This is a genomic window from Streptomyces cucumeris (genome assembly GCF_024295805.1).
GTDB lineage: Bacteria > Actinomycetota > Actinomycetes > Streptomycetales > Streptomycetaceae > Streptomyces > Streptomyces cucumeris.
This window is the reverse complement of the sequence record NZ_JANCLX010000001.1, coordinates 572,482-585,368: the sequence shown is the minus strand read 5'-3', so window position 1 is coordinate 585,368 and position 12,887 is coordinate 572,482. Positions and strand designations below refer to the sequence as shown.

Annotated in this window: 13 protein-coding genes; 3 read left to right on the top strand and 10 right to left on the bottom strand. The window is 72.3% G+C overall.

The features are described 5' to 3' along the window. The first annotated feature begins 160 nt into the window (after positions 1 to 160). Genes NMK44_RS02690 through NMK44_RS02680 form a run of 3 tightly spaced genes read left to right on the top strand, consistent with a single transcriptional unit; the run spans position 161 to position 2,287 of the window. The gene (locus tag NMK44_RS02690) at positions 161 to 1,027 is read left to right on the top strand and encodes an isocitrate lyase/PEP mutase family protein (protein ID WP_254737707.1); all 867 of its coding nucleotides are present in this window, start codon (positions 161 to 163) and stop codon (positions 1,025 to 1,027) included. Beyond that, positions 1,024 to 1,257: a hypothetical protein gene (locus NMK44_RS02685; RefSeq protein ID WP_254737705.1), complete on the top strand. Its 234-nt coding sequence runs from the start codon at positions 1,024 to 1,026 to the stop codon at positions 1,255 to 1,257. The genes NMK44_RS02690 and NMK44_RS02685 overlap by 4 nt, the downstream gene beginning before the upstream one ends. 22 nt (positions 1,258 to 1,279) lie before the next feature. Continuing rightward, positions 1,280 to 2,287, top strand: a complete 1,008-nt coding sequence (locus NMK44_RS02680; protein ID WP_254737703.1) for a bile acid:sodium symporter family protein — start codon at positions 1,280 to 1,282, stop codon at positions 2,285 to 2,287. A gap of 19 nt (positions 2,288 to 2,306) precedes the next feature. On the opposite strand, the gene NMK44_RS02675 is transcribed toward NMK44_RS02680, so the two are convergent. From NMK44_RS02675 to NMK44_RS02630, 10 genes are all read right to left on the bottom strand, one after another. Next, complete coding sequence (locus NMK44_RS02675; RefSeq protein WP_254737701.1) at positions 2,307 to 3,428, bottom strand: PP2C family protein-serine/threonine phosphatase; 1,122 nt, start codon at positions 3,426 to 3,428, stop codon at positions 2,307 to 2,309. A 209-nt stretch (positions 3,429 to 3,637) separates the two neighbouring features. Beyond that, a complete protein-coding gene (locus NMK44_RS02670) occupies positions 3,638 to 5,014 on the bottom strand; it encodes an amino acid permease (RefSeq protein ID WP_254737699.1) in 1,377 nt (458 codons plus the stop codon). 37 nt (positions 5,015 to 5,051) lie between these two features. Next, positions 5,052 to 7,283 (bottom strand): phage holin family protein, encoded by a 2,232-nt coding sequence (locus NMK44_RS02665; RefSeq protein WP_254737697.1) that lies wholly within the window; start codon positions 7,281 to 7,283, stop codon positions 5,052 to 5,054. A 170-nt stretch (positions 7,284 to 7,453) separates the two neighbouring features. Beyond that, on the bottom strand, positions 7,454 to 8,311 hold the full coding sequence (locus NMK44_RS02660; protein ID WP_254737695.1) for a TIGR03943 family putative permease subunit: 858 nt from the start codon (positions 8,309 to 8,311) through the stop codon (positions 7,454 to 7,456). After that, a complete protein-coding gene (locus tag NMK44_RS02655; RefSeq protein ID WP_254737693.1) occupies positions 8,308 to 9,339 on the bottom strand; it encodes a permease in 1,032 nt (343 codons plus the stop codon). The genes NMK44_RS02660 and NMK44_RS02655 overlap by 4 nt, the downstream gene beginning before the upstream one ends. A gap of 145 nt (positions 9,340 to 9,484) precedes the next feature. Then, complete coding sequence (locus NMK44_RS02650) at positions 9,485 to 10,603, bottom strand: methyltransferase domain-containing protein (RefSeq protein ID WP_254737691.1); 1,119 nt, start codon at positions 10,601 to 10,603, stop codon at positions 9,485 to 9,487. Between the two features lie 225 nt (positions 10,604 to 10,828). Then, positions 10,829 to 11,008, bottom strand: a complete 180-nt coding sequence (locus NMK44_RS02645; protein WP_254737689.1) for a hypothetical protein — start codon at positions 11,006 to 11,008, stop codon at positions 10,829 to 10,831. Beyond that, positions 10,987 to 11,628 carry a GNAT family N-acetyltransferase gene (locus tag NMK44_RS02640; RefSeq protein WP_254737687.1) on the bottom strand — a complete coding sequence of 214 codons (642 nt, stop codon included), beginning with the start codon at positions 11,626 to 11,628 and terminating at the stop codon, positions 10,987 to 10,989. Before NMK44_RS02640 ends, NMK44_RS02645 begins: the two co-directional genes overlap by 22 nt. Positions 11,629 to 11,631: 3 nt before the next feature. Next, positions 11,632 to 12,042, bottom strand: coding sequence for a RidA family protein (locus NMK44_RS02635; RefSeq protein ID WP_254737685.1), 411 nt, complete (start codon positions 12,040 to 12,042; stop codon positions 11,632 to 11,634). Positions 12,043 to 12,156: 114 nt separating this feature from the next. Beyond that, positions 12,157 to 12,555, bottom strand: a complete 399-nt coding sequence (locus tag NMK44_RS02630) for a nuclear transport factor 2 family protein (protein ID WP_254737683.1) — start codon at positions 12,553 to 12,555, stop codon at positions 12,157 to 12,159. Positions 12,556 to 12,887 lie beyond the last annotated feature (332 nt).

Here is a 12,887-nt window from a genome sequence, read left to right as displayed (position 1 = left end):
CAACTCTTTCCACTGGACAGACCTGTTGCGCTTACCCCACCTCGGACCCGGCATGCGGGGACGGTTTCCGGGGCCGCCGCCCGGCTGTCCAGAGCGGCCGGACCACCTCTTCAAGGGACGTTCGACCGCCCTGCAAGGGACCCCCGGCATCTTCTGGGCCATGTGCTACGGCAAAGAGCTGCGAGAAGCGATCGGATCGCCTCGCACCACGCCCCTCATCGGTATCTACGACATGTACTCGGCCTCCATCGCGGCCCGGCACTACAACGGATTCTTCGTGTCGGGATTCGGGTTCGCCGCGTCCCATTACGGGCTGCCGGACATCGGTTTCATCGCCTGGCCGGACATGCTGGCTTTTGTGGAACGGCTGCGGCTGGCCTTCCCCGCGCACCATCTGCTGGTCGACATCGACGACGGCTATGTGGACCCCGAAGTCGCCTGTCATGTGGTGCAGCGGCTGGAGCGGACCGGGGCCTCCGGTGTCATTCTGGAGGACCAGCAGCGTCCGCGCCGGTGCGGTCACGCGGACGGCAAGCTGATCCTGCCGCTCGAGGAATACCTCGCCAAACTGGACCTGGTGCTGAGCAGCAGACGGGATCTGGTCGTGGTGGCGCGGACCGATGCCACCGAGGAGCCGGAGATCCTGCGGCGGGCCGCCGCCCTCGCGGAGACCGGCGCGGACGTGATCCTGGTGGACGGGGTGCGCAGCGTGGAGTGGATCCGGCGGATCCGCAAGGTCGTCGGGGACAAGCCGCTGCTGTTCAACCAGATCGCGGGGGGCAAGTCACCGCGGCTGTCGCTCTCCGAACTCACCGACCTGGACGTCGATGTGGCCATCTACAGCACCCCGTGTCTGTTCGCCGCCCATGGCGCGATCGACGGCGCGCTGATCGATCTGAAGATGGCCGACGGGCGGTTGCCGGACACCCAGGAGACCGGGGCGGTCGGGGTCAGGGGCGCCACCGAGCTGCTGGAGCGCAACCTCAGCCGCCACCACGGCCACGACCGGCGTCCGGCGTCGGTATGAGGCGGGCCGCTCCGTTGGTCTCCGCCGTGGTCACGGCCGCCTCAGCCGTACTGGGCGGCGGCGCCACCGCCGCACAGGCCGATGACGAGTCGCGGTGCAACGGCCCGCACACCGGTCTCATCGTGATCGACAACTGTGGTGCGGACTCCTGGCTGGAGGTCGACCGCACCCTCGACACCCTGCTCGCCAGTCTGGGTACGGCGGGCAGCGACCACGAGGGAGGCGAGTGAAGTGGCGGCCAGGTACTGGCCGATGTCCCGGACGGGACACCGGGCGGTGTCCTGGCCGCGCCGCGCCGGAAGGGCGGTCGACCCCTATGTCGCCGCCCTGCTGGCGACGGTCGCGCTGGCGGCGCTGCTGCCCGCGACCGGCGGTGCGGCCGCCGCCGTCGGCCACGGCGCGGACCTCGCCATCGGACTGCTGTTCTTCCTCTACGGCACCCGGCTGTCCACCCGCGCGGCCTGGACCGGACTGCGGCAGTGGCGGCTCCATCTGGTGGTGGGCGCGAGCACGTTCGCGCTCTTCCCGCTGCTGGGGCTGGCCCTGGGCGGTCTCGCCCCGTTCCTGCTCAGCGATCCGCTCCACACCGGGCTGCTCTTCCTCTGTGTGGTCCCCTCGACGGTGCAGTCCTCGGTGGCGCTCACCGCCACCGCACGTGGCAACGTCCCGGCGGCCATCTGCGCCGGAACGTACTCCAGCCTGGCCGGCATGGTGCTCACCCCGCTGCTGGCGGCCTGGCTGATCGGTTCGGAGGTCCGCTTCTCCGCCGACGGACTGCTGGCCATCGGCACCCAGCTACTGCTGCCGTTCCTCGCCGGGCAGGCACTGCGCCGCTGGACCGCCCCCTTCGTCATCCGCCATACGAAGGCGCTGGCGCTGCTGGACCGGGGCTCCATCCTGCTGGTCGTCTACACGGCGTTCAGCCGGAGCATGGCCGAGGGCGTCTGGCACCAGATCACCCCGGTGCGGCTGCTGTCCCTGCTGGGGCTGGCCGCGCTGGTGCTGGGCGTCGCTCTCACCCTGACGTCGTTCACCGCCCGGCGGCTGGGCTTCGGCCGGGAGGACCGCGTGGCCATCGTGTTCTGCGGCTCCAACAAGAGCCTGGCCACCGGGCTGCCGATGGCCGCGGTGCTCTTCGGGGAGGCGGCGGGGCCGGTGATCCTGCCGCTGATGCTCTTCCACCAGCTCCAGCTCATGGTGTGCGCCGTGATCGCGGGCCGCTGGTCCCGCCGCGCCCCCGGCGGGACGGGACGGGATTGACTGCGGGCGGGTGCCGCTCTCAGGCGGAGGCCGCGGGACAGCGGGCGATGGCGACCACGGCCGCGTCGTCGTTCACCTTGCCCCCGGCGTACCGCAGCAGATCGTCGTGGAGGGCGTGCACCAGCTCCTCCGGACTCCCCCAGTCCCGGGACGCCAGCCGCTCGGCCAGCGGGTAGAACGTGCCCTCGGCGTTCCGGGCCTCGATGACACCGTCGGTGTACAGCACCAGGAAGTCGTTGTCTTCAAAGGAGAGCGTCTCGACCTTGAAATCGCCGTCCGACGGTTCGCCCACCCCCAGCGGCGGCGCCGGATCGGCACCGCCCACCGGCCACAGCTCGCCGCGGTGCAGCAGCAGGGGTGGCGGATGGCCACAGTTGATCATGTCGATGATGTGCCGGTCGTCGTAGACGTCCAGCACCACGGCGGTCACGAACGACTCCAGGGCGTCCTCACCGCGCCCCGGCGCGTGCTGCCAGTTCCAGCGCATGGCACGGCCGAGGTGGGTGCCCAGGGCGGGCAGCGGCAGCTTGCGGTACGCGGACCCCTGGAACGCCCCGATCAGCACGGCGGCGTCCCCCACGGCGGGCAGCCCCTTGCCGCGCACATCCCCGATGATCAGCCGGGTCGCGTCCTCGACCCGTACCGCGGCATACAGATCGCCCCCGATCTGGGCCTCCTCCTCGGCCGAGATATAGACGGAAGCGATCCGCAACGGTCCGACCCGGTCAGGAATCGGCCGCAACAACACCTCCTGGGCCGCCACGGCCACCGATCTCACCTGCCGCAGACGCCGCCGGTGGCGGTCGGTGGCATACCGGAAGCTGGTCACCAGCGCCGAGATGATGATGAGCGCGGCGAGCTGCGCCTGGTGGTTGGCAGTGGTCAGCCCGCCGTGCAGGATCCCGATGACGATCAGCGAGATCACCGAGAGCACCCCGATCACGGCGGTCCCACGCGCGCTCGCGAAAGACGCGGTGATCGCCGGTGCGGCGATCAGAAAGGGGCCCAGGTGGACATTGGCCGGGGCGTCGATATGGATCAGGGTGATCGTGAGCAGGATGCCCAGCGGAATCGCGTAGAGCACGGGCGGCGTACGGCGTCGTGCCCCGTCAGGGTGGGTGTAGTCGAGCCGAACGCGCATACATCCTGCTTACACCCGTTCCCGCCGCCGTGCCCGGCCTCGGGCCGGCGGGCCGGGTGCCGCAGTACACCGGCGGCCCGGGAGCCGATGCGCCGGCATCCGCCGGGGGCGAGGCGCGCGGGCGTCCGCCCAGGGCCGACCGTCCCCGGACCGGACCGGTCGCGACACCGCCACGGTGGATGTGACCGGCGCGGCTCCGGGGCGGCGGGTCAGATGAGGGAGTCGGCCGGGGCCGGGGTGGGCTCGGGGTGCGGCTCCGGCGCCGTGTCCGCCTCGCGCCGGCGGCGCGCCGCCATCCACACGTAGACCAGCACACCCGCGAACAGGAACAGCACCCCCTGGTACACCGCCGCGTACCCGGCGCCCGCGACCAGCCAGAAGGAGAAGCCGAAGCCCGTCAGCGCCAGGGTCACATCCCAGCCGAAGCGCCCCTTCCGCACCTGGTCGCGCCGTCCCGACAGCAGGAAGTACAGCTGGGCACCGGCCGCCAGCAGATACGGCACGGTGGCCGAGAAGGTGGTGATCAGGACGAGGATCTCGAAGAGCCCGCCGGAGCCGGAGGTGTAGTTGACCACGATCAGCAGCGACGCCAGCACCACACCCACGAACACACCGAAGGTCGGCACCCCGCGCCGCCTGACGCCGAACGCCGCCGGGAACAGCCCGTCCCGGGCCGCCGCGTAGGGGGCCTGCGCGCTCATCAGGATCCAGCCGTTGAGCGCACCGACGATCGAGACGACCGCGGCCACCGCGATCAGCGTGCCGCCCCACGCACCGCCGAACATGGCGTTCACCGCGTCGGAGAACGGGGCGGTGGAGTTCACCAGATCGTCGTGGGCGACGGTGCCGAACACCGACACCGTGCCGAGCAGATAGACCACGGCCGCACCGATCGTGCCCAGCACACTCGCCCGGCCGACGTTGCGCTCCGGGTCGCGAACCTCGCCCGCACTCATCGACGCCGACTCCACGCCCACATAGCTGTAGAGCAGGATCGCGGCGGCCGCGGACAGCCCGCCGAGCGCGCCGCTGCCGGTCTCGTTGAACGCGCCGAGGTTGCCCGGGTCGAAGAAGAAGAGCCCGACGACGGCGACGAAGAACAGCGGGATGAACTTGAGCACCGTGGAGACGATCTGCACCGCACCCACCCAGCGGGTCCCCGCCAGGTTGGCCAGCGCCGGGAGCCACAGCGCCAGCAGCGCCACCGTGAGGTTGACGCCCTCGCTGTCGTGGCCCGGCATCAGGACGTGCACATAGCCGACCGCCGCCACCGCGAGCGCGGCGTTGCTGACCCAGGTCATCGTCCAGTACGACCAGGCGGACAGGAACCCCGCGAAGTCGCCGAAGGCCGCGCGGGCGTGCACATAGGGGCCGCCGGTGCGCGGATCGCGTTCGGTCAGCCGTCCGAAGACCAGCGCGAGCGCGATGGCGCCGACCGTCAGGACGACGAAGGCGAGCAGGCTGAGGGTGCCGAACGGGGCGACGGAGGCGGGCAGCAGGAAGATGCCGCCGCCGATGATGTTCCCCATGACGAGAGCGGTCGCCGTGGGCAGGCCGAAGCCGCGCGGGTGGTGCTGGTCGGGCATGCGCACATCGTCACGGACGACCTGCGGCGCGCCCAAATCACCGGGCTTTATTCGGTACGACCCGGCTGACCACGGGAAATGGTGCGGCGGTTGCTCCGTTCAACCGCGATTTCTCCGATGCCGCGTCCGGCACCTCATCCCGCACCGCATCCCGCGCGCCATCCGACACCGCGGCCGGCGCCTTGGAGATCCGCGCGGGCTCCGGGACCTGCGGACCGTGCGCCTCCGCCAGCCAGCGCCGCAGCACCGTATGCACCTGCCCGGCCCCCACCAGCTCCTCCCCCTCCTCCACCGGAGGACTCAGCTCCGCGGGCCACAGCAGAAAGGGGTGGCCCTGTTCCCCGCCGAGTCCGCCGTGCGAACCGATCTGACCCTCGAAGGCGTGCACCGCGCCGGTCTCCGGGTCGTAGGCGGAGTTGACCATGATGTCGGGGGTGTTGGAGAAGTGCGCGGTGCGCCGTACGGCCGCCACCGCACCCGGTCCGAACGCCGTGAGCGGGCTGGTCCCGACGGTCCGCCCGGTGTCCAGGTGGTGTTCCGCGCCGCCGCGCCCCAGCACCACCGCACCGTGCTCCCCGGACGTCACCAGCACGAATCCCACCCCAGGGTGATCGGCGAGGGTCCGCAGCAGCGCCGGGTGACGGGCGTCGATCCGCTCACGGGTCATCCGGCCGGGCTCGTCGGGGAAGGACACCAGCCCCAGATTGCCGGAGGCGAGCACGACCGGATCGGACGCCCTGTCGCCGGACGTCCCCCGCCCGTCCCCGTCCCGCTCCGGCCGCCGCAGCGCCGCCCGCGCCGCCTCGCGTGCCTCGGCGCCGCGCGCCTCCGCACCGCTCTCCGTACGCCCGGCCCGCCGGGACACCGGCAACCCGCATCCGGCCCGTACCAGGTCCTCCAGGGTGAGCCCGTACGCCCCCGCGAAGGTGGCGCCGGGGCTCTGCCCGTGGTCCGACAGCAGCACGATCCGGTAGGCGCGCGGCGCGCGTTCGGCGACCTTGGCGATCAGCGCAATGGACCGGTCGAGCCGGGCCAGCACCTGCCGGGCGTCCCGGCTGCGCGGCCCGGAGTGGTGCGCCACCTCGTCGTACGCCACCAGATCGGCGTAGACGGCGGTGCGCCCGGAGAGGATGTCCCCGATCACTGCGGCCACCACCACATCCCGCTCCACGACCGTGGCGAACGCCCGGATGAAGGGGTAGGTGCCGCCGCGCTTCACCCGGGGCCGCTCACGGCGCACCTTGGCCCGGGTGGACTGGCAGAGCTCCCGGACGACCTCGGCGAGGAAGGACACGGCGGTGCGGGTCGCGTTGGCGGGGTCGGAGAAGTACGCGAAGTAGCCGGAGCGGGAGCGGTTGTGCTTACCGCGCCGGGCCGCCACCGACAGCACCAGCGCGAGCTGGTCGGCGCCCCCGGTGAACAGGTTCCCCCGGCTGGCGCCGTCGACCGTCAGCAGTCCCTCGTGTCCCGCCCTGGCCGCCGCTCTGCGCTGCAACTCGGCCGCGCTGGTCGGCCGGTTGCTCACCATCACCTCCCGGGTCTCCTTCTCGTACCAGCGGAAGGCGGGCACGTCCTCGTTGGACCCGTGCAGGATGCCGAGCTGGCTGGCGCCGGTCTGGCTGGACCAGTCGGTGCGCCAGGGCATCACCCGGTGGCCGGCGCCCGTCCACCGGGCGAGCGTGGGCATCAGCGGCGGTCTGCCGTCCCGTTCGCGCAGGGCCTCCCGCAGCACCGCATGACCCACCCCGTCGAGCTGGAGGAAGACCGTGCCCGGTGGCGCCGCCCGGCCGCCGTCCTCGCCGAGCCGCCGTCGTCTGCGGTCCGCGAGCCGCGCCAGCCGCCGCCGGTAGGCGCCGTCGTCCCGCACCGTCAGGAAGGTGCTGGTGGCCGAGGACGCGGCCGACATCACGGCCGCCACCATGACCGCGGTCTCCGGTTCCACGGCGCCTCGGCCGTCGGGGAGCAGGCTCAGCGCGAGCAGCAGCATGGAGCCGTTCAGGACGAACACCAGCAGCCCCAGCACCAGTGCGGGCATCAGCAGCAACGCCCGTACCAGCAGCGGCCACACCAGCGCGCTGAGCACACCGAACGCCCCGGCCCCGCTCGCGGCCGTGATGGCGATCCGGGTGGCGCTGTCGCCGTCGCTGGACTTGAGACGGAAGTCCGGCAGGATCCCGGCCAGCGCGAGCATCGTCAGCGTGGACACCGCCCACACCGCCGTCACCCGCAGCAGGGCTCCCCCCGCGGTCTTCCATCGGGGCTCGTGCACGCCGAAAGCCTCACTTCGTCTACCGGCCGCGCACCGCTCACGCGGACCGGCTTCCAGCGTCGCACAGGGCGGAAAACGGCGCGGGAAGCGCTGATCGCGCGCGGGCGGCGCGGATGCGGCGCGGAAGGCGGTGATGCGGCGCGGTGGGCACTGATACGCGCGCCCCGCGCTCAGCCGCCCCAGCTCTCGTACGGATCGCGCGGGGCCGGGACCGGACGCATCCGGTCCACCTCCAGATACGGGATGACACCGCCGTTGACCGGGTCCTCGGCCCGCCGCGCGGTGTAGCCGCCGGTGACCTCGACCCAGGAGTCGGGCTGGAGCACGGGCGGGATCCGCCCGGTGAGCCCGATCTTGACGGGCTGGGCGTCGGCGGCGCAGCAGCTCAGGACCATACGGACGAGGTACGGCCTGCCGCCGTGGTCGAGGGCGATGAAACCGGTCATGGTGATCCGCCGGTGGCCGAGGGAACGCCCGTGGTCGTAGGCGGCGCGCCCGCCGTAGTCGGCGACACCGAGCCGGACGGGGTCGCGGGAGGGCAGGTCGGGGTAGCCCCAGGAGGGCTGCAGGGCGGTGCCGCTGCGCATCGCGGTGTACGAGCCGAGGGCGGGCGGGGCGACGAGGATGAGCGCGGCGAGGGGGAGGACGAGCAGCCAGGAGACGCGGGGTTCGCGGTGGGCGTGGGAGTGCGGTGGCCCGCCCTCGCCGGTGGCGCCGTCGTCGCCGGTGTCGCCGTCGTCGCGCGCCGTGCCGGTGTCGCGGCCGCGCTCGGTGCCCTGGGCCACGGCCGTCCCCTGGGCCTTCCCGGTGTCCGGTGGTGGCTCCGGGGACACGTCCGCCGACACCCGTGGCCGCCGCAGTTCGTACCAGACGGTGGCGACGGCGGTGGCGATCAGCACCACCCCGGCCGCGAGCAGCAACGGCCGCAGCCCGGCCTTCACATAGCGCAGATACAGATCGGTGAAACCGGCGCGCAGCAGCGCCACACCGGTGAGGAACAGCACGGCCGTCTGTGCCTGTCGGTTCACAGCAGCACCGTCCCGGTCAGCGCGGCCACCACGATGGCCAGCGCGAAGGTGGCGGGTGCGAACCGCAGCGCGAACCCCCGCCCGAACGTGGCGGTCTGCATGGCGAACAGCTTCAGGTCGATCATCGGCCCCACGACCAGGAAGGCCAGCCGGGCGGTGAGCGAGAACTGCGACAGGGACGCGGCCACGAACGCGTCGGCCTCCGAGCAGATCGACAACAGCACCGCGAGGACGGCCAGCACCAGTACCGACACCACGGGGTCGTCGGCCGCCGCGCGCAGCCAGTCGGCCGGGACCACGGCCTTGAGCGTGGCCGCGACCATGGCGCCGACGACGAGGAATCCCCCGGCGTGCATCACGTCATGGCGGACCGAGGCCCAGAACGCGGCGCCCTTGCCGAGCCCCTCGGCCGACGGGCGCGCCGGTGGCCGCAGCCAGTCGGTCCGCCCCAGCCGGTGCCACAACCAGCCCATCGCACACGCCACCACCAGGCTCGCCACGAACCGGGCGAGCACCATCCGGGGTTCCCGGGGGAACGCCACGGCGGTGGCGGTCAGCACGATCGGGTTGATCGCCGGTGCGGACAGCAGGAACGCCAGCGCCGCGGCAGGGGTGACACCGCGCCGCACCAACGCCCCCGCCACCGGCACCGAGGCGCATTCGCACCCGGGCAGCACCGCCCCGGCCACCCCGGCGGCGGGCACCGCCAGCACGGGCCGCTTCGGCAGCGCACGGGCGAAGAACGACGCGGGGACGAAGACCGCGATGGCCGCCGACAGCAACACCCCCAGCACCAGGAACGGCAGCGCCTGGACCACGACCGCGACGAACACGGTCATCCAGCTCTCCATCGCGGGCGCGGCCAGCGCCCGCCGGATCGGCCCCTGCGCCACGACCACCAGGAGCAGCACCATGACCAGCACCAACGACGAGGACGACTGCCTCCCCTGCCCCTTCGGCTTCTCCTGCCGCGGCCCGTCCCGCTCGCTCCGGTCTCCCCTCGGCGGGGCTGCCTTGGTGATGGCCACGGGTGAGATACCTCCGGGTCGGGACGTGTGGCGTGGGGTGCTCCCCCTTCCAGTACGCCCATGACGGCCCGGCTGCTCACCCGGTCCCCCGGCTCACCGCGGGCGACGGGCCCTCATGACGGTGCCATGGGTGTGAGGCTTGCCCTCACCATGGCCACCTCGGCCCGGTGGTCTCATCACCGCACCAGACGTACTGGCACCCGGGCTCGACGGTCAGGCCGTAGTCGTAGAGCTCCGGGCGGCCCAGGGCGAGCCAGGCAGTCCATGCGTGTTCCAGTTCGTCAGCCAGGCTGCGGGGGCCGCCCTGGTAGGCGGTGGTTCCGTCGGCGCCCGTGGCGGTGAGGGTGGCCCAGGACGTGGCTCCGTCGTGCAGCCAGGCGTTGACGCCGTCCTCGTCGACCGCCGTGGTGATCCGGACGTCGGGGAGGGCCACCCGGAGTGCGAAGAGCAGGTGCCAGTCGTCGCGCAGGGGGCCGATGTCCCGTGTGACAGGCCGTTCGTCCCTCGGCAGGCCCTCGCCACGCACGGCCGCGAAGTCGCGACCGGGGCCGGTGCCCCGGGCGGGCATGAACGTGGCGAGGCCCTGGACCCAGCCACTGGCGGAGCCGCCGTCCTCGGCGACCGTGAGGGCGACATGGCCCAAGTGGCCCCAGGGGGTGACGATCCGGCCGCCGGGCCGGGTCTGCTCCACCCAGGGCCACGGCACCGTGTCCACCGCGTACGTCGAGATCAGCCGGTCGTACGGCCCGCCGGACGGGCACCCTCCGGCGCCATCTCCGACGTGGACCGTTGCGTCCACCCCGGCACCCTTGAGCCGCTCGACAGCCCGCTCCGCCAGGTCCGCGTCCACCTCGACGCTCACCACCCGGCCGTCGGGACCCACCCGTTGGGCCAGCAGCGCGGCGTTCCAGCCTGTGCCGGTACCCAGCTCCAGCACCCGGTGGCCCGATTCGAGGAGCAGGGAGTCCAGCATGTCCACCACGATGCCCTGCGCCGACAGGCTGGACGACGGCACCCCGCCGGTGACCTGGGTGACCGCCGCCGCGTCCGGTGACGCGTACACCTCGGCGGCCCAGCGCCCGGGTTCGGCGGCGCGGTCGAGGGGCATATACGCGTGACCGTCCCAGCTCCACAGCCGATCGGGCGCGAACACGTGCCGGGGCACGGCGGTGACGGCCCGGCGGATCCAGGGAGACCGATCGGGCCAGGCGCCGCGCCGGTCCATTGCGGCCGCCAGGGCGGCGCGGCGATCGGCAAGCGTCATCGGCTACTTCTTGTGCTTGCCACTGCCGGACTCCGGAGGCGGAACCTGACCGTCGCTGTTGCCCGGCGGAGGCCTTCCCTGGCTCGGGTCGGGTGGTGGCTTTTCATGCTTGCCCATGTTTCCCCCTGATGCGATGGATTGCGTCCATCGTGACGCGAGGGTCAGGCTGTCGGGCAGGGCGCATGGGAGTGCACCGGGTCGCCCGGGTGGGCCCGCCGGCCCGGATCAGGCGGTCGTCCTGGCCGCGACCCTGGCGCGCAGTCTGTCGCGCACGCCCGGCCATTCGTCCGCGAGCACGCTGTAGTACAGCGAGTCGCGGCGGGACCCGTCCTGGCGGCGCATATGGCTGCGCAGGGTGCCCTCGTAGACAAGGCCGAGGCCGGTCAGGGCGCGCGTCTGCGCCACGGTTTCCGGGCGCGGCCGTGGCATCCACTGCCAGACGGCCGGATCGGACGCGGACGGAAAGAGGGCTTCGGCGCCCGCCGGATGTGCACATGGCCGTCCCGGGGGTAGGGCGGCCGGGCGGGAATCACCCCGTGGAACCGGTAGCCCGCCTTCTCCGCGACCCGGCAGGAGGCCACGTTGTCCACTTGGTGGAGCAGTTCGAGACGTTCAAGACCTTCGGACGCGAAGGTGGTGAAGGCCCAGCCCGTGACAGCCTCGACGGCGCGAGGGGCCACCCCCCGGCCACGGGCCTGCGCAGCCGTCCAGTAGCCGACCTCCGCGGACTCGCCGCTCGGGTCGGCGCGCTTCACCACCACATCACCGGCGAACCGCCGTTCGCCCACATCGGAAGTCTCCTCGTACACCGCGAAACTCAGCAGTTCCCCGGTCGCCCAGCCACGCCGCCGGAGCTCCAGACGCTCGACGGCCTCCTCGACGGTCAGAACGTGCAGTCTCGTCCAATGGCGCAACACCGGGTCCCGATAGGCCTCGACCAGTGGTTGCACATCGTCTTCGTTCCAGGGGCGCAGCAGGAGCGCCGCGGCCGACGACGTCGCCTCCGCCCGTAACGTCACCTCCACGGCTCAGGAATCCATCACCGCGGCCACGGCCTCGATCTCCACCAACTGGTCGCTGTAGCCGAGCACCGTGACGCCCATCAGGGTGCTCGGCACATCGTGGTCGCCGAGGGCGTCCCGGTAGACCTCCCAGGCCGCCACCAGATCCTCCTGGCGGGTGGTGGCGACGAGAACGCGGGTGCTGATGAGGTCCTCCAGTGACGCACCGGCGTCGGCCAGGGCCGTCCGCAGGTTCTCCACGGCCTTGGCCGCCTGTCCCGCCACGTCCCCGACCGCCGCCGTGGAACCGTCCTCGTCGAGGGGGCAGGAGCCGGCCAGGAAGATCAGTCGCGAGTCGGCCGGGGCCGTGGCCGCGTAGGCGTACTCGGCGACATCGGAGAGGGACGCGGAACGGATCAGCGTGATGGCGCGGGGCACGGGCGGTTCCTTTCGCGGCGGGCACAGGTCACGTATGAGCCTCTCAGGAACCGGCTTCGGATTTCGAGGCAATTTCCGCACACCGCGGGGCAGTTGCCCGAGCCCCGCGAGCGATCAGGCCGTCAGGGCGGCGAGCAGCGGGGAACGGTCGAAGAAGACCTCGTTCCGGGTGATCAGCCCGTCCCGCAGGGAGACCGTACAGACTCCGTCGCACTCGACGACACCGTTCCGCGTCGGGACGACCGCGTGCCAGTAGTTGAGGAACCCGTCCCGCAGGGGCCTGACGTCCGTGTTCGTCCACACCCAGTCGGGGTAGCGGCCCAGCAGGCGCCGGAAGTAGGCCACGATCTCCTCACGCCCCCGCACCCCGCCGGGGACGGCGGGATCGCAGTAGACGGCGTCCTCCGCGTAGTACGCGGCGAGCCCCTCGGGATCGTTCCCCGTCCAGGCGGGCAGCCACCGAGAGGTGAAGTCACGAGCCTCGGTCTCGCCGAGTCCTTCGAACGTCGCCACGATCGGCCCCATTTCTCGTATCTCTCACGATGCCACTGAACCAACCCGGCCAAAGTTACCGGCCAGTCGGCGGCGAGGGAAACACGACCCCGGCGGCGTCACACCTTCCGGCGAAAAGTAAAGCGTAGGCAAAGCCACGAGATCTCCGGCTCCTCTCCCGGGTCTCACCGGACAACAACTCACCGAACTACGCACAGGCGTGACGAGAGGGCAAGAGCATTCCCCCACTCCCTTTCCCGCACTGTGCGGCAACGCGGGGGGGGGGGGGGGGGGGGGGGGGGGGGGGGGGGGGGGGGGGGGGGGGGGGGGGGGGGGGGCGGGGGGGGGGGGGG

What these genes read in the sequence shown, in the direction of transcription:
- NMK44_RS02685 (WP_254737705.1), top strand. Translation starts at nt 1,024, where the DNA reads ATGAGGCGGGCCGCTCCGTTGGTCTCCGCCGTGGTCACGGCCGCCTCA.
- NMK44_RS02690 (WP_254737707.1), top strand. Translation starts at nt 161, where the DNA reads ATGTGCTACGGCAAAGAGCTGCGAGAAGCGATCGGATCGCCTCGCACC.
- NMK44_RS02670 (WP_254737699.1), bottom strand. Translation starts at nt 5,014, where the DNA reads ATGCCCGACCAGCACCACCCGCGCGGCTTCGGCCTGCCCACGGCGACC.
- NMK44_RS02675 (WP_254737701.1), bottom strand. Translation starts at nt 3,428, where the DNA reads ATGCGCGTTCGGCTCGACTACACCCACCCTGACGGGGCACGACGCCGT.
- NMK44_RS02680 (WP_254737703.1), top strand. Translation starts at nt 1,280, where the DNA reads ATGTCCCGGACGGGACACCGGGCGGTGTCCTGGCCGCGCCGCGCCGGA.
- NMK44_RS02650 (WP_254737691.1), bottom strand. Translation starts at nt 10,603, where the DNA reads ATGACGCTTGCCGATCGCCGCGCCGCCCTGGCGGCCGCAATGGACCGG.